The 24,181-nt window shown below is 73.5% G+C and carries 17 protein-coding genes; 16 read left to right on the top strand and 1 reads right to left on the bottom strand.

Going from position 1 to position 24,181, the window contains the following annotated elements; all coding sequences use genetic code 11:
* Nucleotides 1–102: 102 nt before the first annotated feature.
* On the top strand, nucleotides 103–3,825 hold the full coding sequence (locus AB0O48_RS34015) for a S8 family serine peptidase (RefSeq protein ID WP_365070034.1): 3,723 nt from the start codon (nucleotides 103–105) through the stop codon (nucleotides 3,823–3,825).
* 76 nt (nucleotides 3,826–3,901) lie between these two features.
* On the opposite strand, the gene AB0O48_RS34010 is transcribed toward AB0O48_RS34015, so the two are convergent.
* Entirely contained in the window at nucleotides 3,902–4,921 is a 1,020-nt protein-coding gene (locus AB0O48_RS34010; RefSeq protein WP_357255854.1) for a helix-turn-helix domain-containing protein, read from the bottom strand.
* 89 nt (nucleotides 4,922–5,010) lie between these two features.
* Between AB0O48_RS34010 and recN the strand changes: the two genes are divergently transcribed.
* The 15 genes from recN (at nucleotide 5,011) to AB0O48_RS33935 (ending at nucleotide 24,089) form a co-directional block, all read left to right on the top strand.
* Nucleotides 5,011–6,768, top strand: a complete 1,758-nt coding sequence (gene recN / locus AB0O48_RS34005; RefSeq protein WP_357255852.1) for a DNA repair protein RecN — start codon at nucleotides 5,011–5,013, stop codon at nucleotides 6,766–6,768.
* A 119-nt stretch (nucleotides 6,769–6,887) separates the two neighbouring features.
* A complete protein-coding gene (steA, locus tag AB0O48_RS34000; protein WP_357255851.1) occupies nucleotides 6,888–8,066 on the top strand; it encodes a putative cytokinetic ring protein SteA in 1,179 nt (392 codons plus the stop codon).
* A gap of 27 nt (nucleotides 8,067–8,093) precedes the next feature.
* Nucleotides 8,094–9,038, top strand: coding sequence for a copper transporter (locus AB0O48_RS33995; protein ID WP_357255849.1), 945 nt, complete (start codon nucleotides 8,094–8,096; stop codon nucleotides 9,036–9,038).
* A gap of 67 nt (nucleotides 9,039–9,105) precedes the next feature.
* Nucleotides 9,106–9,972, top strand: a complete 867-nt coding sequence (locus AB0O48_RS33990) for a hypothetical protein (RefSeq protein WP_357570688.1) — start codon at nucleotides 9,106–9,108, stop codon at nucleotides 9,970–9,972.
* Nucleotide 9,973: 1 nt separating this feature from the next.
* Entirely contained in the window at nucleotides 9,974–11,653 is a 1,680-nt protein-coding gene (locus AB0O48_RS33985) for a lipid II flippase MurJ (RefSeq protein WP_365070029.1), read from the top strand.
* Nucleotides 11,650–12,819: a glycosyltransferase family 4 protein gene (locus tag AB0O48_RS33980; protein WP_357570686.1), complete on the top strand. Its 1,170-nt coding sequence runs from the start codon at nucleotides 11,650–11,652 to the stop codon at nucleotides 12,817–12,819. Before AB0O48_RS33985 ends, AB0O48_RS33980 begins: the two co-directional genes overlap by 4 nt.
* Entirely contained in the window at nucleotides 12,819–15,272 is a 2,454-nt protein-coding gene (locus AB0O48_RS33975) for a hypothetical protein (RefSeq protein WP_365070025.1), read from the top strand. The genes AB0O48_RS33980 and AB0O48_RS33975 overlap by 1 nt, the downstream gene beginning before the upstream one ends.
* 155 nt (nucleotides 15,273–15,427) lie before the next feature.
* A complete protein-coding gene (locus AB0O48_RS33970; RefSeq protein WP_365070022.1) occupies nucleotides 15,428–17,179 on the top strand; it encodes a CTP synthase in 1,752 nt (583 codons plus the stop codon).
* On the top strand, nucleotides 17,176–17,781 hold the full coding sequence (locus AB0O48_RS33965; RefSeq protein WP_365070019.1) for an NUDIX hydrolase: 606 nt from the start codon (nucleotides 17,176–17,178) through the stop codon (nucleotides 17,779–17,781). Before AB0O48_RS33970 ends, AB0O48_RS33965 begins: the two co-directional genes overlap by 4 nt.
* Before the next feature lie 340 nt (nucleotides 17,782–18,121).
* Nucleotides 18,122–19,237 (top strand): alanine dehydrogenase, encoded by a 1,116-nt coding sequence (gene ald / locus AB0O48_RS33960; RefSeq protein ID WP_357255836.1) that lies wholly within the window; start codon nucleotides 18,122–18,124, stop codon nucleotides 19,235–19,237.
* Between the two features lie 38 nt (nucleotides 19,238–19,275).
* Entirely contained in the window at nucleotides 19,276–20,241 is a 966-nt protein-coding gene (locus AB0O48_RS33955) for a site-specific tyrosine recombinase XerD (protein WP_365070015.1), read from the top strand.
* Between the two features lie 181 nt (nucleotides 20,242–20,422).
* Nucleotides 20,423–21,346 carry an AAA family ATPase gene (locus AB0O48_RS33950; protein ID WP_030487987.1) on the top strand — a complete coding sequence of 308 codons (924 nt, stop codon included), beginning with the start codon at nucleotides 20,423–20,425 and terminating at the stop codon, nucleotides 21,344–21,346.
* A gap of 41 nt (nucleotides 21,347–21,387) precedes the next feature.
* A complete protein-coding gene (locus AB0O48_RS33945; protein WP_357255832.1) occupies nucleotides 21,388–22,440 on the top strand; it encodes a segregation/condensation protein A in 1,053 nt (350 codons plus the stop codon).
* Entirely contained in the window at nucleotides 22,433–23,332 is a 900-nt protein-coding gene (gene scpB, locus AB0O48_RS33940) for an SMC-Scp complex subunit ScpB (protein WP_365070010.1), read from the top strand. Before AB0O48_RS33945 ends, scpB begins: the two co-directional genes overlap by 8 nt.
* Nucleotides 23,319–24,089: a pseudouridine synthase gene (locus AB0O48_RS33935; RefSeq protein WP_357255828.1), complete on the top strand. Its 771-nt coding sequence runs from the start codon at nucleotides 23,319–23,321 to the stop codon at nucleotides 24,087–24,089. Before scpB ends, AB0O48_RS33935 begins: the two co-directional genes overlap by 14 nt.
* Nucleotides 24,090–24,181 lie beyond the last annotated feature (92 nt).

Raw genomic sequence — 24,181 nt, 5'->3', positions numbered from 1 at the left:
GCGGCGGCTGGTGACTAGTGACCTGGTGACAGGCTCCGTCGCAGACTCCGATCGGCCCTCATCCACGGATGGTGGGCCTGGAGGAGTAGAGGAGCACATCGCATGCACTGGTCCCCCCGCTGGCTCGCCGTCGGCGCGGTCGGCGCGTTGGTGGTCGGCCTCGCCGCACCGGCGTCCGCCGACCCGCCCGTCCGGCCCACCGGCCCGAACTCGGGCACGCCCACCCCGCTCGCGGCACCCGTCCGCGTCACCCTGATCACCGGCGACCAGGTCGAGCTCGCGCCGGCGGCGCCGGGCCGGGTCGCCGCCACCGTCCGCCCGGGACCCGGGCGTGAGCGGGTCATCTTCCAGACTCTGGAGGTCAACGGCCGGCTGCGGGTCCTGCCCAGCGACGTCCTGCCCTACGTCTCCAGCGGGGTTCTCGACGCGAACCTCTTCGAGGTGCAGGAGTTGGCGGCCGACGGTTACGGCGACGCCGAGCAGGGCGCGTTGCCGCTGATCGTGCGCTACCAGGAGCAGGCCAAGGGGAGGGTCAGGCCGCTCGCCGGTGCCACCGACGCCCGGCCGTTGGAGAGCATCAACGGCGCGGCGTTGCGGGTGGGCAAGGGCGACCTCGGTGGCCTGTGGACCACGCTCGCCGGTACGCCCGGGCAGCGTGTCGCCGGCGGGACGCCGGCCGCGCTCGGCGCCGGCATCGCGCGGATCTGGCTGGACGGGAAGGTCCGCCCGACGCTGGAGCACAGCGTGCCGCAGATCGGCGCCCCGGCGGCCTGGGCAGCGGGCCGCGACGGTGCCGGCGTGAAGGTGGCGGTGCTCGACACCGGTGTCGACGCCACCCACCCCGACCTGGCCGATCGGATCGCCGAGGCGCGGGACTTCTCCAACAGCGGCAGCCCCCGCGACGGGCACGGCCACGGCACCCATGTGGCGTCCACCATCGCCGGCAGCGGCGCGGCGTCCGCCGGGCTGCGCAAGGGCGTGGCCCCCGGCGCGAAGCTGCTGATCGGCAAGGTGCTCGACGACGGTGGCTCCGGCTACGACTCGTCCATCATCGCCGGCATGGAGTGGGCCGCCCACTCCGGCGCGAAGGTCGTCAGCATGAGCCTCGGCGGCGACCCGACCGACGGCACCGACCCGATGAGCCAGGCCGTCAACGACCTGACCGCCGAGACCGGCGCGCTGTTCGTGGTCGCCGCGGGCAACGCGGGTGCGGCGCGTACCGTCGGCTCGCCGGGCGCGGCCGCTGCGGCGCTCACCGTCGGCGCGGTGGACCGCGACGACAACCTGGCCGAGTTCTCCAGTCGCGGCCCGCGGCTCGCCGACAACGGCCTGAAGCCGGACATCACCGCCCCGGGCGTCGGGATCATCGCCGCGCGGGCTGCCGGCACCACCATGGGTACGCCGGTGGGCGACGCCTACACGACCGCGAACGGCACCTCGATGGCCACCCCGCACGTGTCCGGGGCGGCCGCGATTCTCGCCCAGGAGCACCCGGACTGGAACGCCGGCAGGCTCAAGGACGCGCTGGTGAGCACCACGAAGGCCAACCCGGCGCTGACCGTCTTCGAGCAGGGTGGCGGTCGCGTCGACGTGGCCCGGGCGCTCACGCAGCAGGTGGTCGCCTCGGCCACCGCGGACTTCGGCCGGATCTCCACCGGCGGTGCGGCGGTCGAGCGGACCGTGACGTACACCAACGGCACGACGGTTGCGCGGACCCTGCGGCTGGCCGTGGACCTGCGCAACCTGGACAGTGGTGCGGCCGAGACCGACGGCGTCGCCGTGAGCTCCGGCGAGGTGACCGTGCCTGCGGGCGGCAGCGTGGCCGTGCCGCTGCGTGCCGACCCGGCGAAGCTGGCCCGCGGCCCGCACGGTGGCTGGCTGGTGGCCACCGGTACGGACGGCGTCGCCGTGCGGACCCCGGTCGGGCTGACCGTCAGTGGTCCGATGCACCAGGTGACCGTGAAGGTGTTGGACCGGCAGGGTCGGCTGACCGTGTCGCCGGGGTTGACTCTCTTCGGTGAGCAGCCCGAGTCGGACTACTGGGGCTGGTGGCCGGGCGAGGGCACCCTGCAGGTCGAGGAGGGCGCGTACCTGCTGACCGCGATGGTCGAGCACGGCGCCCCGTTGGACGAGCAACTGACCGAGGTCGTCGAGCCGGAGCTGACCGTCGACCGGGACCTGACCGTCGTGCTCGACGCCCGCAAGGGCACGCCGGTGCGGATCGAGACGCCGAAGCCCAGCGAGCAGCAGGCGACGCTCAGCTACTACGTGCACCGGGCGATGGGCAACGGCCGGCAGGTCGACCACGGGGTGATGTCGTACAGCACCGTTCAGCAGGTCAACGTCACGCCGACGCGCCAGGTGCGCCGGGGTGAGTTCGAGTTCGCCTCGCGCTGGCAGCTCGTCGCCCCGATGGTGGATGCGAAGATCAGCGGCGTGTCCGGTCCGCTGGACATCAACCTGATGGGTTCGTCACCGGCGCCGGCCGGCCGGCGGAAGCTGGCGCTGGTCTGGGCCGGTACGGGGACTCCCGCTGAGCTGACCCGGGTGCGGGGCGCCGCCGCGCTGCTCGCCACCGACCCGAACCGCTCCGAGGACGAGCAGATCGCCGCCGCGGCGGCCGCCGGTGCGGCGGCGGTGCTCGTCGTTCGGTCGCCGGACTTCTCCGCGTGGACGGTGTGGCGCCCCCTCGGGGACCGCCTGCCGATCCCGTCGATGGCGGTCGCCTACGACGACGGGCAGCGGCTCATCGCGGCGGCCGGGAAGGGCCGGGCGACGTTGGACCTGACGCTGACCGTGGACAGCCCGTACCTGTACGACGTGTGGCAGGTGTCGAAGGGTCGGGTGCCGGAGCGGATCGTGCACACCGTGACCGCGAAGAACACCGCCGAGGTGAGCGCGAGCTACGGCGACACGGGTGCGGGTTGGGCCAGTGAGCAGCGCTTCGGTTGGCGTCCGTGGCAGGAGTACTCCTGGAACGACGACCAGCGGATGGTCCGCAACGGCACCACCCGGCAGGAGTTCGTCAGCGCCGGGGACAACTGGTGGCAGCACCGGGTGCAGCACAAGCTCATGTACCTGCAGTGGGGGCAGTTGGCCGGCGGCCTGAACCAGGAGCCCCGGCGCTACGGCGCGGACGATCGGGAGACCGAAGCCTGGCACGCCCCGGTGGTCCGCCCGGCCGTGCCGGCCAGCGGGGTGCCGGTTCCCACGCGGACCGGTGACACCCTGGCTCTGCGGGTGCCCGAGTTCGTCGACGCCGACGGGCACTACAGCGTGGCCGGCGGCAGTGAGGAGTCGGACACCGTCGAGGCCCGGGTCAGCCGGGACGGGCAGCAGATCGCCGACCTGTCCGGTGGGTGGGTCCCGGTGCCCACCACGGCGGGTCAGGCCCGCTACCGGCTGGACGTGACCACGAAGCGGTCCTCGGACGAGTGGCGCTACGCCACCCGGACCGACACGGCCTGGGAGTTCACCTCGGCGCGACCGACGGGCGACGCCGCCACGCCGTTGTCGCTGTTGCAGGTGGACTACCGGGTGCCGGCCGACCTGCTCGGCACGGTCCGCGGCGACCGGCCGCACCAGCTGGCGCTGACCCTGCGCCAGCCCGCCGGGGTGCCCGCGCCGACCGGCGCCAGCGTCCGCGTGCAGGTCTCCTTCGACGGGGGCGTCACCTGGCGCACCGCGCCGACCAGGGGGTCGGGCACCCGGTACACCGCGACCGTGCCGGCCGGGCGTGGAACGGTGTCGCTGCGGGTGCGCGCCGCCGACCGGGCCGGGAACACCGTCGAGCAGACGGTGCTTTCGGCGTACGGGCTGCGCTGACGCGCGCCGGGCGGGGCGGCGGGGGCCGTCCCGCCCGGGTGGGGTCCGCCGTCACTCGACGGCGGACCCCGCCGCGTCAGAGCCAGCCGCGTCGGGCCACCTGGAACGCCAGCCCGGGCCGGGTGTCCACCCCGGCGGCGGCCATCAGGTCGGCGACGCGCCGCTGCACGGTCCGCCGGCTCACCCCGAGCTGGGAGGCGATGGACTTGTCCGGTACGCCCGCCACGAACAGCGACAGCAGCCGCGCCTCGTCGGCGTCGGGCTGGTAACCGTCGCCCGGTTGGTCCGCGGGCCCCGGCCGTCGAGCCTCGGGGGCCGCGACGGCCAGGGGATCGTCGAGCCGCAACCGGGTGGCCACCCGCCAGTGGCTCTCGAAGAGGGCGAGCAGCGCGTCCAGCAGTTGACTGCGGCCGATCACGGCGGCGCTCGGCTCGCCGCCGTCGCGGTCGGGCACCAACGGGCAGATGGCGATGCGGGCATCCACGATGGCCAGTCGGACCGGCAGCCGGTCCAGGACCCGGGCCTGCTCCCCGGCGGCGACGCCCTTGGCCAGGTCGGTCAACGCGCCCGGTTCCAGCAGCAGGTCACGCTCGTAGATGGCCCGGTAGCTCACCCCGCGGGCCAGCGCGTCGAACTCCTCGACATTCTCCGGGCCGGCCATCGCCAGGGGGTTGGCGCGGCAGAACCAGAGGACCTCGGTGCGTGCCGCATTCTGCAGATCGCGCAGACGGTCGCGGAGCACCCGGGCGCCGGCGATCACCTCGACGAGGTGGTCGACGTGCTGCCGGCGCAGCCCGGAGCGGTACTCCTCGGCCAGTTGGGTGACCCGTCGGCGGGCCGCCTCCAGGTCCTCCTGGCGGCGCAGGAGCGTCCCGCCGAGGGCGACGTCCGGGGCGGTCGGGCGCAGCGACGCGTCCGGGTCGTTGTCGGTGGGCTGCACCAGGCCCTTGGCGCGCAGCGCCTCGACCTGGGCGACGACCTCGTCGCGGGGTCGGTTCAGCCGGCGCACCAACTCGTCGATGCGGGCCGTGGTGAGCTGGAGCAGGCAGCGGTAGAGCTCCTCCTCAGCCGTGGTCAGGCCGATCACATCCAACACGGGGCAGAACTGTACGGCGGCCGGGTGTCGGCCGCACCCGGGCCCGTCGGCTGGTCAACTGTCGGGCCTCGCGTCTACTGTCGGTGGCTGTGCTGGAAGAGCTGCGCATCACCGGACTGGGCGTCATCGAGGACACCACGCTGCCGTTGACCGGCGGCATGAACGTCATCACCGGCGAGACCGGTGCGGGCAAGACGATGGTGGTGACCGGCCTCGGCCTGCTCTTCGGAGGTCGGGCCGACGCCGGGCGGGTCCGCGCCCAACCCGGCCGGGCGGTGGTCGAGGGGCGGTTGCGCCTGAGCGGTCGGGTCGCCGACGCCGTGCACGCGCGGATCACCGAGGCCGGTGGCGAGCCCGACGAGGACGGCTCGGTGCTGCTGAGCCGCACGGTCACGGTGGAGGGGCGCTCGCGCGCCCACGTCGGCGGCCGGAGCATGCCGGTGTCGATGCTCGGTGAGGTCGGCGAGCAGGCCGTGGCCGTGCACGGCCAGTCCGACCAGCTGCGGCTGCTGCGCCCCGCCGAGCAGCGCGCCGCACTGGACCGCTTCGCCGGCCCCGCGCACGAGAAGCTGCTCGACGCGCTGCGCGAGGCGTACACCGGGTGGCGGCGGGTGGTCGACGACCTGGCCGACCGGCGGCGCAACGCCCGCGAGCGCAACCAGGAGGCCGACCTGCTGCGGCTGGGTCTCGACGAGATCACCCGGGTCGATCCGCAGCCCGGTGAGGACGACGAGCTGAAGACCGAGGCGCAGCGGCTGGAGCACGCCGAGGGGCTGCGGACCGCCGCGCAGATCGCCCAGCAGTGCGTGGCGGGCGGTGCGGAGGCCGCCGACGAGGCACCGGACGCGACGGTGCTGCTCGGCACCGCCCGACGGACGTTGGAGGCGCAGTCCGGCACCGACCCGGCGTTGGGTGAGCTGGCGGCCCGCCTGGAGGAGGCGGCCACGCTCGTCACCGACGTGTCGGCGGAGCTGTCGGCGTACCTGGCGACGCTCGACGCGGACCCGGCCCGGTTGCAGCACGTCTACGAGCGGCGGGCGGCGCTGCGGGCGCTGACCCGTAAGTACGCCGACGACGTCGACGGGGTGATCGCCTGGGCCGACCGGGCGCGCACCCGACTGTCCGACCTGGACACGTCCGACGACCTGCTCGACGAGCTGGAGCGCGACGGTCAGCGGCTCGCCGTGGAGGTGGCCGACCTGGCCGGGCGGGTGTCGGCGTCCCGGCAGGAGGCGGCGGTCCGGTTCGCCGACCAGGTCACCGTCGAGCTGGCCGGGTTGGCCATGCCGCACGCGCGGATCGAGGTGGCGGTGCTGCCCCGCCCGGCTGGTCGCGCCGAGCCGACGCTGTCGGTCAACGGCGTGGAGGTGGGTGTCGCGCCGGACGGTGGCGACGAGGTGGAGTTGCGGTTGCTGGCCCACCCGGGCGCGCCGTCGTTGCCGTTGCAGCGGGGCGCCTCCGGCGGTGAGCTGTCCCGGGTGATGCTCGCCATCGAGGTGGTCTTCGCCGGCTCGGGTGGCCCGCCCACGTTGGTCTTCGACGAGGTCGACGCGGGCGTCGGCGGTCAGGCGGCGGTGGAGATCGGTCGGCGGCTGGCCCGGCTGGCCCGCAGCCACCAGGTGCTCGTCGTCACACACCTGCCGCAGGTGGCCGCGTTCGCCGACCGGCATCTCGTGGTGGCGAAGGACACCGGCGGCGCGGTGACGACCAGCGGGGTGCGGGTCGTGGAGGACACCGAGCGGGCCCGGGAGTTGGCCCGGATGCTTGCGGGTTTGCCCGATTCCGATCTGGGTATCGCTCACGCCGAGGAGCTCTTGGCCGTGGCCGCCAAGGAAAGGCGGCTGTGACGCCGCGTATTGTGAGCGCAAGCACACCGGCTTGTGCCGTCGTGTGCTTCCCTGGGTAGGCGGCCCTGCTCAGGCATGTCGCGACAGAAAAGCCTGCCTCACATGCCAGGATGGTCACGATGCGTCTACCCACGTTGCGCCGGAATCGGAACTCCGAACCGGGCAGAGTCCTCGGCACCGCGCGCCTTGACCGCCGGACCAAACGCCTGGTCGGTCGGCTGCGCCCTGGTGACATCGCGATCATCGACCACGTCGACCTGGATCGGGTGGCGGCCGACTCGTTGGTCGCGGTCGGGGTCGGCGGCGTGCTCAACGCCAAGCCGTCGGTCTCCGGCCGTTACCCGAACCTCGGCCCGGAGGTACTGATCGCCGCCGGCATTCCGCTCCTCGACGACCTCGGGGAGGGCGTCTTCGAGCAGATCCGCGAGGGCGACCAGGTCCGCATCGAGGGCAACACGGTCTTCTCCGGCGACGAGCCGGTGGCCCACGGCAGCCTGCAGGACGCCGAGTCGGTCGCCAAGGCGATGGCCGATGCCCGGGAGGGCCTGTCGGTGCAGTTGGAGGCGTTCGCCGCCAACACGATGGACTACCTCCGTCAGGAGCGCGATCTGCTGCTCGACGGTGTGGGTGTGCCGGACATCGAGACGCAGATGCAGGGGCGGCACTGCCTCATCGTGGTGCGCGGCTACGACTACAAGGCCGACCTGGACGTGCTGCGCCCGTACATCCGGGAGTTCAAGCCGGTGCTCATCGGCGTCGACGGCGGGGCCGACGCGCTGGTCGAGGCCGGGTACACCCCGGACATGATCATCGGGGACATGGATTCGGTCACCGACGACGTGCTGCGCTGCGGCGCCGAGGTGATCGTGCACGCGTACCCGGACGGGCGGGCGCCCGGTCTGCCCCGGGTCAACGGTCTCGGCGTGCCGGCGATCACCTTCCCGGCGGCGGCGACCAGCGAGGATCTGGCCATGCTGCTGGCCGACGAGAAGGGCGCCTCGCTGTTGGTCGCGGTCGGCACCCACGCCACGCTCGTCGAGTTCCTCGACAAGGGTCGCGGCGGGATGGCCTCGACCTTCCTGACCCGGCTGAAGGTCGGTGGCAAGCTGGTCGACGCCAAGGGTGTGAGCCGGCTCTACCGGCAGAGCATCTCCGGGTCCTCCTTGCTGTTGCTGGTGTTGTCGGCGATCGCGGCGATGGCGTCCGCGGTGGCTGTCTCGACCGTCGGGAAGGCGTACCTGGGCGTGGTCGCCGAGTGGTGGGACAATTTCGTGTTCCAGCTGTACCGGCTCTTCTAGTTCCCGACCGATCAAGAGGCTGCAAGCGTGATCAACTTCCGCTACCACGTGGTGTCGCTCACCGCGGTGTTCCTGGCTCTGGCGATCGGCCTGGTGGTCGGCACGGCCGCCCTCAACGGTCCGGTCGCCGATTCGCTCGAGGGGCAGGTCACCGGACTGCGCAAGGACAACCAGTACTGGCGCCAGCAGGTCAACAACATGGAGAAGCAGCTCGGGTTGGAGGAGGAGTTCGCCGACAAGATGTCCCAGGTCGTCCTCCCCAGCACCCTGACCGGGCGGCGCGTGCTGCTGCTCACCCTGCCCAACGGGCGCGACCACACCGATGGTGTGCTCAAGAAACTTCAGCTCGCCGGGGCCACCATCACCGGCCGGGTCGATCTGCAGGACAAGCTCGTCAACCCGGACAACAACTCCAACCTGCTGGAGTTGGCCGTGACCGCCGCCCGCCCGACCGCGCAGACCACCGGCCTGCCGGGCAACGGGCACGGTGTGGAGACCTCCAGCGCGCTGCTGGCCAGTGTCCTGCTGGACCGGGCCCAGGGCACCGCGCCGGTCAGCGACGCCGACCGGCGGGCGGTGCTCGCCGCGTACAACAACGCCGGCTACCTGACCACCGACAACAACAAGGTCACCGGCTCGGCCGAGGCGGTCGTCGTGGTCAGCGGGCAGCCGTACGTCGACAAGGACTCCGACAAGCGGGACGAGTCGGTCGTCAAGATCGCTGAGCAGTTCGACCGGACCGGTTCGATCGTGGTGGCCGGCAACGGCTCCGCCGGCGGCAACCTGGTGTCCGTGGTCCGCGGTGACCCGGTGCTCTCCCAGACCATCTCCACCGTCGACAACGCCAACACCGTGCAGGGCCAACTGGTCACCGCCCTCGCCCTGGTGCAGCAGCTCACCGAGAAGAAGGCCGGCCAGTACGGCGTCGGCGACAACGCCGCCTCCGGCCTGGTGCCTACACTGCCCCAGTGAGCGAACGACGTACCCCCGTGTCCGTAACCGACGCTTCTGCGAGCCTGCGGCCCCGCGGGGCGGCGGCGTGAGCGCGCTGGGCCGGCTGCTGATCGCCGGCGCCGGTGCCGCGGCGGCCCGGTACGCGCTGCGCGAGGTGCGCACCTCCCCGGCCGGACCGGCGCTGGAACGCACCAACTTCCGCGGCCGCACGCTGACCCTGGCCGCCGGCCCGGCGCTCGCCGCCGGGGCGAGCGCCGCCGGCGCGTTCGGTGCCACCAGCGGCGCCTCCGGTGCCGCCGCCCTGGTCGCCGGCCTCGGTGCCGGTGGCGTCGGCCTCTACGACGACGTGGTCGGCGCGCGGCCGGAGCAGAAGGCGGCCAAGGGCTTCGCCGGTCACCTCGCCGCGTTGCGCGCGGGTCGGATCACCGCGGGCCTGGTCAAGGTCGTCGGCGTGGGTGCCGCCGGGCTGGGTGCCGCCGCGCTGCTCGCCGCCGACCCCCGCGTCGCCGCGCACCCCCGCCGGCAGCGTCACGGCGCGTTCGGCCGCAGCGTCGACGTGCTGCTCGGCGCCGGCGTGATCGCCGGCACGGCCAACCTGCTCAACCTGCTCGACCTGCGGCCGGGTCGCGCCCTCAAGTCCGGGCTGCTGCTCGCCGCGCCGCTGACCGGCGGCCCGCACGGCGGGATCACCGCCGGCGTGGCCGGCGCCGCCGCCGGCCTGCTCCGCGACGACCTGGCCGAGGACGTGATGCTCGGCGACAGCGGCGCGAACGCGCTCGGGGCGCTGCTCGGGGTCGCGCTCGCCGCCCGCAGCGGCCCGCTCGGCCGCGCCGGTCTGCTCGCGCTGCTCGCCGGCCTCACCGCCACCAGCGAGAAGGTCAGCTTCACCGCGGTGATCCAGCGGACCCCGGGGCTGCGGGAGCTCGACGCTCTGGGCCGGCGCGCCGACTGACGTGAGCAGACCGGTACCCCTCGCCGGCGCCGGCCGGTTGGCCGGGGCAGCCGCGCTCATCGCCGTCCTCACCGTGGCCAGCCGCCTCGCCGGCTTCGGCCGCACCGCCGTGTTCACCTGGGTGGTCGAGCAGAGCGACCTCGGCGGCATGTACGTCATCGCCAACACGGTGCCGAACATCGTCTTCGAGATCGTCGCGGGCGGGGCGTTGGCCAGCCTGGTCGTGCCACTGCTCGCCGGGGCGGTCGCGGCGGACGACCGGCGGACGGTGGCGGCGACCACCGGCGCCCTGCTCACCTGGACGGTGAGCCTGCTGGTTCCCCTCGCCGTGCTCGTCGTCCTGTTCGCCGACCCGATCATCTCGCTGATCAGTGAGGGACGATCGGCGGCCGAACTCGCCGCCGGCGCGCGGATGCTGCGCGTGTTCGCCCCGCAGTTGCCGCTCTACGGGATCGGCATCGTGCTCACCGGCGTCCTGCAGGCACATCGACGCTTCGCCTGGCCCGTCATCGCGCCGCTGCTGTCCAGCCTCACCGTGGTGGTCGTCTACGTGGCCTTCGGCGCCGCTCAGGGGCGGGGCATGTCCGTGGCCCAGGTCGGCCGCAGCGGCGAACTGCTCCTCTCCGGCGGCACCACCCTGGGCGTGGTCGTGCTGTCGCTCTCGCTGCTGATCCCGCTGCGGCGGCTGCGGGTGCGGCCCCGCTTCGGGTACGCCTTCACCCCTGACGCGCGGGAGCGGGTCGGCGGGCTCGCCACGGCCGGTGCGGTGACGGTGGCCGCACAGCAGATCGCGCTCCTGGTGGTGCTGAACCGGGTCTCCGGGGGACCCACCGGTTCCCCGCAGGTGTTCAACCTGGCCCAGGCGATCTACCTGCTGCCGTGGGCGGTCCTCGCCGTGCCGTTGGCGGTGGCCTCCTATCCCACCCTGGCCACCGCCAGCGCCGCCGGGGACGAGGACGGTTATCGACGGACCCTCTCCGGCGCGGTGCGGGGCGTGCTGCTCTTCAGTTGCCTGGGCGTCGCGGCGTTGGTCGGCACCGCGCAGCCGATCGCCGCCCTCTTCTACCCGGACAACCCGGCGTCCACCGCGGCGGCCATCAGCGGGTTCGCGCCGGGGCTGCTCGGCTACGGGTTGTTCGCGGTGCTGTCCCGCGCGCTGTACGCCCGCGGCGACACCCGCTCGGCGACGGTGGCGATCACCCTCGGCTGGCTGGTCGTTCCGGCCGTGGCGCTGCCGTTGACGGCGCTGCTCCCCACCGCCGACCGGGTGCTCGCGGTGACGTCCGCGAACTCGGTGGGGATGCTGGTCCTCGGTGCGCTGCTGCTCCTGGCGGTGGGGCGCAGCGCCGGCCGTCCGGCGCTGGCCGGCGCGGCCCGTGCCGGGGCGGCCGGTGGCCTCGCCGGGGTGCTCGCCGCGCTCGCCGGGCTGGGCCTCACCCGCTGGCTCGACACACCGGGCGGCGGCACCCCGACGACGGCGGCGGCACTCGGTCAGGGCATGCTGTCCGGGGTTCTGGTCGGGGCGGTGTTCCTCGCTGTGGTCTGGTTCGTCGACCGGCGAGACGTGCAGCCGCTGCTCGCCGGGGTGCTGCGGCGTCTGGGTCGGCGGGGGCCACGGGGCGGCGGGCCGACGCCGGTCTCCCCGCAGCGGGGCGACGGGAAGGAGACGGCAGCGCGATGACTGAGCCACCTCAGCCTGCCGGTTGGTCGGGCAGCGTCGCGTTGGTGCTCGCGTCCAGCACCGGCGGGGTCGGCCAGCACGTCCGTTCGGCGGCCCGCGGTCTCGTCGCCGGCGGCGCGACCGTTCTGGTCTGCGGGCCGGCCGCCACCCAGGAGCAGTTCGACTTCGCCGGTGTGGGTGCGCGGTTCGAGCCGGTGGAGATCCCGGCCAGCCCGACTCCGGCCGACGCCCGTGCGGTGCTGACCCTGCGGCGGGTGCTCTCCGCCGCCGGCGTCGACGTGGTCCACGCGCACGGACTGCGGGCCGGGCTGGTCGCCGTGCTGGCCCGTCCCGCCGCCCCGCTGATCGTGACCTGGCACAACGCGGTGCTCTCCGGCGGACTGCGGGGTGGGATGTCCCGCCTCGCGGAACGAGTGGTGGCCCGCAGCGCACGGGTGGCGTTGGGCGCCTCCACGGATCTGGTGCGCCGGGCCGCCGCGCTGGGCGCCACCGATGCCCGACTCGCCCCGGTCGCCGCCCCGACGCTTCCCCCGCCGCGCCGACGCCCGGCGGCGGTCCGCGCCGAGTTCGGCGTACGGCCGGACCAGCCGTTGATCGTCTCGGTGGGCCGGTTGCACCCGCAGAAGCGCTACGACGTGCTGATCGACGCGGCTGCCCGCTGGCGCACGCGTACCCCACCGCCGGTCGTGGTGATCGCGGGCAGTGGGCCGGCGTATCTGCCGCTGGCCGCGCGGACCTCCGCGGCCCGCGCACCGGTGACCCTGCTGGGGCACCGCACCGACGTGGCCGACCTGCTCGCCGGCGCCGACCTCGCGGTGGTGACCAGCGACTGGGAGGCCCGGCAGCTGTTCGCCCAGGAGGCGCTGCGCGCCGGCGTACCGCTGGTCGCCACCGCGGTCGGCGGCCTGCCGGAGCTGGTCGGCGACGCCGCCACGCTGGTTCCCGCCGGCGACGTGGACGCGGTCGACGCGGCGGTGCGTGCGCTGCTGGACGACCCGGCCGCGCGGGCCGAGCTGGGCCGGCGGGGCGCCGGGCGGGCGGCGACGTGGCCGACCGAGACGGACACTGTCGCCACGCTGGCCGCCCTGTACGCCGAGCTGACCGGGCAATCCACCGGTCCGGCGGCCACCCCCGACTCCGACGCCCCGAGAACGGGACACCGGTGATGCTGCGCCGAATCGCCCCTGCCCTGTTGACCGTGCTCGTGGTGGCGCTCGGCGTCACCGCGCTGGCCGCCCGCCCACCGCGGAGCGCCCCGCAACGCACCGCCGACTTCGTGGTGCTCGCCGGGATCGCCGGGCTGCGCTGGGAGGACGTCGATCCGCAGAGCACCCCGACGTTGTGGCGGATGGCCCAGGACGGGTCGATCGGATCGCTGTCGGTGCGTTCCGCGCACCGACCCACCTGCCCGGTGGACGGTTGGCTGACCCTGGGCGCGGGCAGCTTCGCCGGATGGAACGGCAGCCGGCCGCCCGACGGCTGCCCGCCGGCCGGGGTGGCCGTGGACCAACCCGACGGCATCGGCGCGAACCTGCCCGACCAGGAGAGCGTGGTGCAGTACAACCAGCAGCGCCTGTCCTGGGGTGCCATGCCCGGTTCGCTGTCGGAGTCGGTCCGCTGTTCCGTCGCCGTGGGTCCGGGCGCGGCCGTGGCGGCCGCCCGACCGTTCGGCCGCGTCGACAGGTACGCCTCGGCGTTGCCGGCCGATCCGCGGGTGCTGCTCGGCTCGTGCGTGCTGAGCATCGTCGACCTCGGCACGGTCGAGGGGACCGACCCGGCGTCGCGCGCCGGGCAGGCCCGAGCGGCGGACGCCCAGTTGGCCCGGGTGCTGGCGGCGCGCCCACCACGGTCGTTGGTGCTGGTCGCGGGGATCTCCGACACCGCCCAGCCGTCGCGGCTGCACGTGGCGGTCGCCGACGGTCCGGGCTGGGAGCGGGGGTGGCTCACTTCGGCCAGCACCGGCCGCGACGGCTACCTGCAACTTGTCGACCTCGCGCCGACCGCCCTCGCCGCGTTGGGCCGGCCGATGCCGGAACGGCTCTTCCTCGGCCGGCCGGCGGTCAGCACCGGTGGTCGTCCGGCCGACCTCGCTGACGCGATCAGCGCCCCGGCGAACGCCGATCGGGAGGCGGCCGCCCAGCGGACCGTCTCCGGTCGGTTCTTCACGCTGCTCGCCGGTGTGCAGGTGCTGCTGGCGCTGGCGGTCCTGCCGCTGCTGCGCCGTGCCCGCCCGCACGCCGGGCCGACCGGCCCGACCGCGGTCTCCGGGCGGGTCGTGGCGGTGGCGGAGTTGCTGCTGGTCGCCGTGGCGTTGACGGTGCCGGCGGCGCTGCTGGCCGACGCGGTGCCCTGGTGGCGGGGTGATCACCCCGGCTGGTTGTTCGCCGGGATCACCGGGCTGCTGGTGGCCGCCGGCACTACGGCGGTCCGGTTCGTGCCCGGGTACGCGAGCACCCTCGGCCCCCTCGGTGCGGTGGCCGGCCTCACCACTCTCGTCGTCGGGCTGGACGTGCTCACCGGGGCCCGACTGCAGCTCAACGGCGTGGTCGGCTACTCCGCGTTGCAGGGTGGCCGGTACGCCGGGCTGAGCACCGTGGGGCTGGGCGTCTTCCTCGCCGGGGCGTTGCTCACCGGAGGCTGGTTCGCCCAGCGGCTGCACCGGGGTTGGCGGCCCGCGGTGATGGTGACCGTGGGTGGCCTGGCCGTGGTGGTGGTGGGCAGCCCGTTCCTGGGCGCCGACCCGGTCGGCGCGATCGCCCTCACCGCCGGGGTGAGCGTCGCCGCCGTGATCAGCGCCGGTGGCTGGTTGACGGTCAGCCGGTTGGCCTGGGCCGCGATGGCCGCCCTGGCGGTCGGTATCGGGTTCGCGGTGGTGGACCTGCGGCGTTCGGCGGCCGAGCGGGGCAGCCTGGGCAGGTTCCTCTCCGCGCTCGGCGACGGCACCGGCGGGTTCACCGTGCACCGGTCCAGCACGGAGAATTTCGAGACGTTGGTCAACAGCCCGCTGACCGTGCTGGCGTTGGTGGGTGGGTTGCTGGTGTGGTTCGCCCTGTTGCAGCCGTGGGGTGGGCTGATGCGGTTGTTCGGCATCTACCCGGCGGTCCGGGCCGCGATGGCCGGCACCGTGGTCGCCGCCGTGCTCGGTGGTGTGCTCGACGGCGCGGCACTCGACGTGCTGGGTGCTGCCGCCGCGCTGGTGGTGCCGATGGCGGCCCTGGCGTCGTTGCGGGTCCTCGGACATGCCGCCGACCGGACCCGCCCGCTGCCGGGTCGCTCCCGCGCGGACGGCGCCGGCGACCCGGGGTCCGGCGGGGTCGGTCCGGTCGGTGACGGTGACGGCCCGACCGGGGGTGGCGGGCCGCTGGGCGCGGTCCATCCCCGTCCGATCAGCGGACCGCCCGCGGGCGCACCGCCGGCGACACCGGACGGCCCTGTGACCGACGCCGACGAGCCCTCGGCCGACTCCGCGGACCCCTCGGCCGACGCCGACGACTCCTCCGTCGACTCCGACGAGCCGGCGGGGCCGACCCGGGGCGGGACGACTCCGGAGACCGCCTCGACGGTGCCCGTGCCGCCCCGACAGGTCAACCGGTCATCGACCGAGGTTGCCGCGTCCTGAGCGCCCGCACGACCCGGTGGTGTCGCAGCCGGGGTGCGGCCTGCGGGTACCCGCCCGGGAGGTGTTACCGTCGAATCCCGTGGATCGCGTGATCACTTTTGCTGATCAAGCACGGCGGTCTGCCATGACCGCGACAGACGACACGGGAGCAGGCCTTGGCCCCATCAGCACGGACGACCAGGCACATTTTCGTCACCGGGGGCGTCGCCTCCTCGCTGGGTAAGGGCCTCACCGCCTCCAGCCTCGGCAACCTGCTGACCGCGCGCGGGTTGCGGGTGGTGATGCAGAAGCTCGACCCCTACCTGAACGTCGACCCCGGGACGATGAACCCGTTCCAGCACGGTGAGGTCTTCGTCACCGAGGACGGCGCCGAGACCGACCTCGACGTCGGGCACTACGAGCGCTTCCTGGACCGGGCGTTGTCCGGCAAGGCGAACGTCACCACCGGCCAGATCTACTCCGACGTGATCGCCAAGGAGCGGCGCGGGGAATACCTGGGCGACACCGTCCAGGTCATCCCGCACATCACCAACGAGATCAAGTCGCGGATCCTGGCGATGGCGGACCCGGACGAGGACGGCCAGCTTCCCGACGTGGTGATCACCGAGGTCGGCGGCACCGTCGGCGACATCGAGTCGCTGCCGTTTCTGGAGGCGATCCGTCAGGTCCGCCACGACCTGGGCCGGGACAACTGCTTCTACCTGCACGTCTCGCTGGTGCCCTACCTGGCGCCCTCGGGTGAGCTGAAGACCAAGCCGACCCAGCACTCGGTGGCGCAGCTGCGCAACATCGGCATCCAGCCGGACGCGATCGTGCTGCGCTGCGACCGGGAGATCCCGGTGAAGCTCAAGGAGAAGCTGTCGCTGTACTGCGACGTGGACACCGAGGCGGTCGTCGCCGCCCCGGACGCCCCGAGCATCTACGACATCCCGAAGGTGCTGCACCGCGAGGGGCTCGACGCGTACGTGGTGCGCCGGCTCGGGCTCTCGTTCCGCGACGTGGACTGGGCCAGCTGGGACGACCTGCTGGAGCGGGTGCACCGCCCCCGGCACACGGTCACCGTCGCGGTGGTCGGCAAGTACGTCGACCTGCCCGACGCGTACCTGTCGGTCAGCGAGGCGATCCGCGCGGCCGGGTTCGGTCACCGGGCCCGGGTGCAGCTGCGCTGGGTGCCCAGCGACGAGTGCGTCACCCCGGCCGGCGCCGCCGCGGCGTTGGCCGGCGTGGACGGCATCCTCATCCCCGGCGGCTTCGGCGTGCGCGGCATCGAGGGCAAGATCGGCACCGCCCGGTACGCCCGCGAGACCGGCATCCCGCTGCTCGGCCTCTGCCTCGGCCTGCAGTGCATGACCATCGAGGTGGCCCGGCACCTGGCCGGGCTGGACGGCGCCAACTCGTTGGAGTTCGACGAGCAGGCCGCGCACCCGGTCATCGCCACCATGGCCGACCAGGAGGACATCGTCGCCGGCAAGGGTGACCTGGGCGGCACCATGCGCCTCGGGGCGTACCCGGCGACGTTGACCGAGGGCTCGATCGTCGCCGAGGCGTACGGCAGCACCGAGATCAGCGAGCGGCACCGGCACCGCTACGAGGTGAACAACGCCTACCGGGACGCGCTGACCAAGGCGGGCCTGCACATCTCCGGCACGTCGCCGGACGGTCGGCTGGTCGAGTTCGTCGAGCTGGACCGCAGCCTGCACCCGTTCTTCGTGGCCACCCAGGCGCACCCGGAGCTGAAGAGCCGACCCACCCGCCCGCACCCGCTGTTCGCCTCGTTCGTCAAGGCCGCGGTGACGTACTCGCAGGCCGACCAACTGCCGGTCGACCTGGACGCGGCGGCGGAGGCCCCGACGACGCGCAAGGCCGCCCGCAACGGCGCCGCGACGAAGGCGGCGTCCACCTCGTGAGCAACCTTGAGCACCGCTACGAGGTGCGCTCGCGCGAGGAGCGGTACCGGGGGCGGATCTTCGACGTGGTCACCGAGGAGGTGACCATGCCCGGCGGCGGGACGGGGGTGCGTGACCTCGTCCGGCACGTCGGGGCGGTGGCCGTGGTGGCGCTCGACGACGTCGGCCAGGTGGTGCTGATCCGGCAGTACCGGCACCCGGTCGGCCGGCACCTGTGGGAGCTGCCGGCCGGGTTGATGGACGTCTCCGGCGAGGAGTTGCCGGCCGCCGCGTTGCGGGAGCTGGCCGAGGAGGCCGACCTCACCGCCGGGCAGGTCGACGTGCTCGTCGACCTGCACAGCTCACCCGGGTTCACCAACGAGTTGGTGCGGGTCTTCCTGGCCCGGGATCTCGCCGAGGTGCCGGCCGACGAGCGGCACGAGCGCCGCGACGAGGAGGCCGACCTCCAGGTCGTCCGGATCGATCTGGACGAGGCGGTGGCCATGGTCCTGGCCGGTGAGATCACCAACGCGTCCGCGGTGGCCGGGCTGCTGGCCGCGGCCCGCGCCCGGGACACCGGCTGGGCGGCGCTGCGCCGGGCGGACGCGCCGCTGCCCCGCTGAGCGACGCCGCCGGTCCACCCCGGCGAGGGAGTACGCGCGAAGGGGCCCGGCGGTCAACCGCGGGGCCCCTTGCCGGCTGTCCTCAGCGGCATGCGGCAGATGGGGCGATAATGGTCGAACCCCGTCCCGGCGGCGGAGGCGACCGCGCACCGGCGAATCCGCCCGCGTGCCCTGACACTCCGTCAGGACACCCGGGCACCGGATGCCACTGTGCTGGCTCACGGCGGCACCGGGCGCGCCTAGACTGCCGCCGGCGGGACCGGTGGACCGTGGTGGCAAAGGGGCGACCGCGGCACCGAGCAGTCGGGGGAGAGCAGCCCCGAAGAGAGGTGTCTGCATCGTGAAGGTCGGAATCCCACGCGAGGTCAAGAACCACGAGTACCGCGTGGCGATCACGCCAGCGGGCGTCAACGAGTTCACCCGCAGTGGTCACCAGGTCTTCGTCGAGGCCGGTGCGGGGGTCGGCTCCAGCATCACCGACGAGGAGTTCACCGCCGCCGGCGCGACGATCCTCGCCACCGCCGACGAGGTGTGGGAGACCGCCGAGCTGGTGCTCAAGGTCAAGGAGCCGATCGCCGAGGAGTACCACCGGATGCGCGAGGGGCAGGTGCTCTTCACCTACCTGCACCTGGCCGCCTCCAAGGAGTGCACCGACGCGCTGATCGACCGCAAGGTGACCGGCATCGCGTACGAGACGGTCGAGCTGCCGGACCGGTCGCTGCCGCTGCTCGCCCCGATGTCCGAGGTCGCCGGCCGGCTCGCCCCGCAGATGGGCGCCTTCTACATGATGCGCACCGGCGGTGGGCGCGGTGTGCTGCCCGGCGGTGTCTCCGGCGTGTACGCGGCCAAGACCGTCGTCATCGGCGCCGGCGTGTCCGGCATGAACGCCGCCGCGATCGCGCTGGGCCTGCAGTCCGAGGTGCTGCTGCTGGACAAGAACGTCGCCCGGCTGCGCTCGGCCGACGCCATCTACCGGGGCCACCTGCAGACCATCGCGTCCAACGCCTACGAGGTCGAGCGGGCCGTGCTCGACGCCGACCTGGTCATCGGCGCGGTGCTGGTGCCCGGCACCAAGGCGCCGACGCTGGTCTCCAACGAGCTGGTCTCCCGGATGAAGCCGGGCAGTGTGCTCGTCGACATCGCCATCGACCAGGGCGGCTGCTTCGAGGACTCGCGCCCCACGACCCACGCCGACCCGGTCTACAAGGTGCACGAGTCGATCTTCTACTGCGTCGCGAACATGCCCGGCGCGGTGCCGAACACCAGCACGTACGCGCTGACCAACGTCACCCTGCCGTACGCCCTGGAGTTGGCCAACCACGGCTGGCAGGAGGCGCTGCGCCGCGACCCGGCGCTGGCGCTGGGCCTGAACACCCACGCCGGCCAGGTCACCTACGGCCCGGTCGCCGAGGCGCACGGCATGGACGTGCTCCCGCTGACCGACGCGCTGGCCTGAGCGGTGGCGGGCTGACCGGCGGCACGGACCCGGCCGGTGTGGGCGCCCAGCCCACGCCGGCCCTGCGCCGTGCCGTACGCGGCTACCTCGACCACCTCACCGTCGAACGTGGACTGTCGGCGAACACGCTCACCTCGTACCGCCGGGATCTGGACCGCTATCTGACGACGCTGGCCGACGCCGGTGTCACCGACCTCGCGTCGGTCGGCGCCGGCCTCGTCGAGACGCACCTGGCCCGGCTGCGCACGGGCGACGACGCGCACCCGCCCCTCGCCGTCTCCTCCGCGGCCCGCGCGGCCAGCGCGGTCCGCGGCCTGCACCGCTTCGCGCTGCGCGAGGGGCTGGCCGGCGCCGACCCCAGCCGCGACGTGCGCCCGCCCACCCCACCGCGCCGGCTGCCCCGGGCACTACCGGTCGACGACGTGGTCCGGCTGCTGGAGACCGCCGGCCCGATCACCGCCGCCGGCGACGACGCGCCGCTCGCGCTGCGCGACCGGGCGCTGCTGGAGTTCCTGTACGGCACCGGCGCGCGGATCTCCGAAGCGGTCGGCGCCGCCGTGGACGACCTCGACACCGACGAGGGCACCGTGCTGCTGCGCGGCAAGGGCGGCCGGGTGCGGCTGGTGCCGATCGGCGGGTACGCCGTCGACGCCGTGCGCGCCTACCTGGTCCGGTCCCGTCCCGGCCTGGCCGCCACCGGTCGGGGCACCCCGACGGTCTTCCTCAACGCCCGCGGTGGCGCGCTGACCCGCCAGGGCGCCTGGGGCATCCTGCGCGCCGCCGCCGGCCGGGCCGGGCTGCCGGTCGACGGGCCCGCAGCCGTCTCCCCGCACACCCTGCGCCACTCGTACGCGACGCACCTGCTCGACGGCGGCGCCGACGTCCGGGTGGTCCAGGAGTTGCTCGGCCACGCGTCGGTGACCACCACCCAGGTCTACACACTTGTCACCGTGGAGCGGCTGCGCGAGGTGTACGCCACCGCCCATCCGCGCGCCCGGGACTGAACCCGGTCGCGGTCGGCGCCGACACGCCGGGCCGGTGCCCAACCCCCTGCTGGTCGGTGGCGTACAGTCGGCATCGGCGCGGACCTCCTGGAGCGACACGACCGGGGTGCGCAGCGGCGCCGCGAAGGACGTCGGACGGCTCCGACGCCGGGTGGGGTCGTCGGGAGGGGGCAACGAGCACATGGCTGGCAACGGTGACCGTGCCGAGACCTGGACGTCGGAGCTCCGCGAGCAGCAGGCCACGCTCGGCGCGGACCTCGGTCCGGCGGATCCGGCTGCCTACACGATGCGCAAGCCCATCCCGGAGCCGATGCCCACCGACCGGCACGGGCCGGCGCGCATCATCGCGATGGCCAACCAGAAGGGTGGCGTGGGTAAGACCACCACCACCATCAACCTGGGTGCGGCGCTCGCCGAGTACGGCCGCAAGGTGCTGCTGGTCGACTTCGACCCGCAGGGCGCGCTCTCGGTGGGGTTGGGCGTCAACCCGCACAACCTCGACCTGTCCATCTACAACCTGCTCATGCAGGACGACATCATCGCCGAGGACGTGGTCATCAAGACCGACGTCGCGGGGCTGCACCTGCTGCCGGCCAACATCGACCTCTCCGCCGCCGAGATCCAGCTCGTCAACGAGGTGGCCCGGGAGATGGCCCTGGCGCGGGTGCTGCGCACGGTCCGCAAGGAGTACGACTACATCCTGATCGACTGCCAGCCGTCGCTCGGCCTGCTGGCGATCAACGCGTTGACCGTGGCGCACGGGGTGCTCATCCCGCTGGAGTGCGAGTTCTTCAGCCTGCGCGGGGTGGCACTGCTGCTGGACACCATCGACAAGGTGCGCGAGCGGCTCAACTTCGACCTGGAACTCGAGGGCATCCTCGCCACCATGTACGACAGCCGCACCACGCACTGCCGTCAGGTGTTGCAGCGGGTGGTGGAGGCGTTCGGCGACAAGGTCTACCAGACGGTCATCACCAAGACGGTGAAGTTCCCCGAGTCCACCGTGGCCGGTGCCCCCATCACGACGATGGACCCGGCCTCCTCCGGGGCACGCAACTACCGTCAGCTGGCCCGCGAGGTGATCGCCGCCCAGTCGGAGCGGTAGCCGGACCGCCCGGTGCCCGCCTCGTGGACTACGGTCGTGCGGTGACCGCGCCACCCCTCGACCCACCCGACACCGCTGCTCCGGGCGAGGTCGACGGTGTGCCGCTCGCCGAACCGGGTGCCGACCTGCCCGCCGCGGCGGCCACCGGCTTCACGGTGCGGCTGGCCAACTTCACCGGCCCGTTCGACCTGCTGCTGCAACTGATCGGCAAGCACAAGCTCGACGTCACCGAGGTGGCCCTGCACACGGTCACCGACGAGTTCATCGCCTACATCCGGGCCATGGGCGACGACTGGGACCTGGACGAGGCCAGCGAGTTCCTGCTGATCGCCGCGACGCTGCTCGACCTGAAGGCGGCCCGGCTGCTGCCCTCCGCCGAGGTGGAGGACGAGGCGGACCTCGCCCTGCTGGAGGCCCGGGACCTGCTGTTCGCCCGGCTGCTGCAGTACAAGGCGTACAAGGAGGCGGCGGCGTACATCGCCGAGTTGGAGTCGGTCGGTGGCCGCCGGTACCCGCGGGCGGTCAGCCTGGAGGCCCGCTACGCCGACGCGCTGCCCGACCTGGTCCTCGGCATCGGCCCGCAGCGGCTGCTGAAGCTGGCCGTGAAGGCGATGACCCCGAAACCGGTGCCGGAGGTGTCCATCGCCCACGTGCACATGGTCCGGGTCAGTGTCCGGGAACACGCGGCGATCCTCGCCGCCCGGCTGCGGCGGGCCGGCACGGCCACGTTCTCCCTGCTCTGCGCGGACTGCGAGGCCACCCTGGAGGTGGTGGCGCGGTTCCTGGCGCTGCTGGAGCTGTACCGGGAGGGGCTGGTCGCCTTCGTGCAGGAACAGGCCCTGGAGGAGTTGACCGTGCGCTGGACCGGCCCGGTCGACGGCGACACCGAGCTGCACGTCGACGAGTACGCCGGCACCCCGGCCGACCCCGGCTCACCGGGCGCCGCCCCCGAGCCGGTGGGGGTTGGGCCGGTGGGGGTTGGGCCTGCCCTGGCGGAGGGTGAGCCTGAGTTGGCGGTGGCTGAGCTTGAGTCGGCGGGGGAGAGCGGCGGGCCGGACGGGACGGGAATGACGGAGGGTGCGCGGGATGAGTGACGAGCAACGCCGGGACTCACTGGCCGACCAGGCCGCCGCCTGGGTCCCCCCGTGGGACCGCCCGCGCCCGCCCGCCGCCGAAGCCACCCCCGACAACCCCGAAGCCGCGCCGAACGAGTCGATCGAGCAGCCAGACGAGTTCGTCGCGGCGCCACCATCGAACCAGGAAGATCTTGGAGAGAAAGTGCCCCTCCAAGGGCCGGAACCTTCCAAGATCTCCGACGAGCCGGGCGCGAACGCCTCGGGCTCGGCGGCGGGGGAGTCGGGGGGCGCTGGGGACGTACCCCGGCGGCAGCTGGCGGGGCGGCGGCGGGTGACCGTCGCGCCGGAGCCTGCGCCCGACATGTCCGACAGTGAGCTGCGCGGCGCCCTGGAAGCGATCCTGCTGGTGGTCGACGAGCCGGTCAGCGAGCTGGTCCTGGCGCAGGTGCTGGAGCAGCCCGCCGAACGGGTCGGGCCGATGCTCGACGAGATCGCCGCCGGCTACACCGCCGCCGGGTACGGGTTCGAGCTGCGCCGGGCGGCCGGCGGGTGGCGGCTGTACACCCGGCCGGAATACGCTACGTACGTTGAGCGGTTCGTGTTGGACGGGCAGTCCGTACGGCTGACCCAGGCGGCGTTGGAGACGCTCGCCGTGGTCGCCTACAAGCAGCCGGTGACCCGTTCGCGAATCTCAGCCATCCGGGGTGTGAACGTCGACGGGGTCATCCGTACGCTGGTCACCCGCGGCCTCGTCGAGGAGTGTGGCACCGAAACGGACAGCGGGGCGTTCCTCTACCGGACCACCACGTTGTTCCTGGAGAAGCTCGGGTTGAACACCGTTGCCGAGCTGCCGCCCCTCGCACCTTTCCTGCCCGACGACGTAGAAGAGCTTGCTGATGCGACCCGATAACCGTTCCCCCAAACCCGACGCCCCTGTCTTCGAGGGGGCTGAGCGCCTGCAGAAGGTGCTCGCCGCCGCCGGCGTGGGTTCCCGGCGTGCCTGCGAGGACCTGATCTTCCGCCGCCGGGTCACCGTGGACGGGCGGGTCGCCAAGCTCGGCGACAAGGTCGACCCGGCCATCGCCGTGATCCACGTGGACGGCGAGCGCCTCCAGGTCGACGTCCGCCTGGTCTACGTGGCGATGAACAAGCCGCGCGGGGTGGTCACCACCATGGCGGACGAAAAGGGACGCAACGAGCTGTCCGACTTCATCGGCGCCCGGCTGGAGCAGCGGGTCTACCACGTCGGGCGGCTCGACGCGGACAGCGAGGGCCTGCTGCTGCTCACCAACGACGGCACGCTCGCGCACAAGCTCATGCACCCCTCGTACCAGGTGCTGAAGACCTACCTCGCGGAGGTGGTCGGGCCGATCCCGCGCAACCTAAGCAAGCGGTTGCTGGCCGGGGTCGAGCTGGAGGACGGGCCGGTCAAGGTCGACTCGTTCAAGGTGGTGGACACGCTGGGCAAATCCGCCCAGGTGGAGCTGAGCCTGCACGAGGGGCGCAAGCACATCGTCCGGCGGCTGATGGAGGAGGTCGGCCACCCGGTCACCCGGCTGGTGCGTACCTCGATCGGGCCGATCCGGCTCGGTGACCTGCGGACCGGGCGGATCCGGCGGTTGACGAACGCCGAGGTCGCCGCCCTGTTCACCGCGGTGGGTGACTGACCCCCGGGTTCGGGGTACGGCTGCCGGTAGGCTCCACAACGGCCGGGACGCGGCCGCCGGGGTGGCGTGGGTCGCCTCCGGCGGCGTCGCGC

Origin of the sequence: Micromonospora sp. NPDC085948 (genome assembly GCF_040686315.1) — a bacterium.
GTDB lineage: Bacteria > Actinomycetota > Actinomycetes > Mycobacteriales > Micromonosporaceae > Micromonospora.
This window is presented reverse-complemented; position numbering and strand designations above follow the sequence as displayed.

Coding starts and splice junctions, on each gene's coding strand:
- AB0O48_RS34015 (WP_365070034.1), top strand. CDS start 103: ATGCACTGGTCCCCCCGCTGGCTCGCCGTCGGCGCGGTCGGCGCGTTG.
- steA (WP_357255851.1), top strand. CDS start 6,888: ATGCGTCTACCCACGTTGCGCCGGAATCGGAACTCCGAACCGGGCAGA.
- AB0O48_RS33980 (WP_357570686.1), top strand. CDS start 11,650: ATGACTGAGCCACCTCAGCCTGCCGGTTGGTCGGGCAGCGTCGCGTTG.
- AB0O48_RS33975 (WP_365070025.1), top strand. CDS start 12,819: ATGCTGCGCCGAATCGCCCCTGCCCTGTTGACCGTGCTCGTGGTGGCG.
- AB0O48_RS33950 (WP_030487987.1), top strand. CDS start 20,423: ATGGCTGGCAACGGTGACCGTGCCGAGACCTGGACGTCGGAGCTCCGC.
- scpB (WP_365070010.1), top strand. CDS start 22,433: ATGAGTGACGAGCAACGCCGGGACTCACTGGCCGACCAGGCCGCCGCC.
- AB0O48_RS33935 (WP_357255828.1), top strand. CDS start 23,319: ATGCGACCCGATAACCGTTCCCCCAAACCCGACGCCCCTGTCTTCGAG.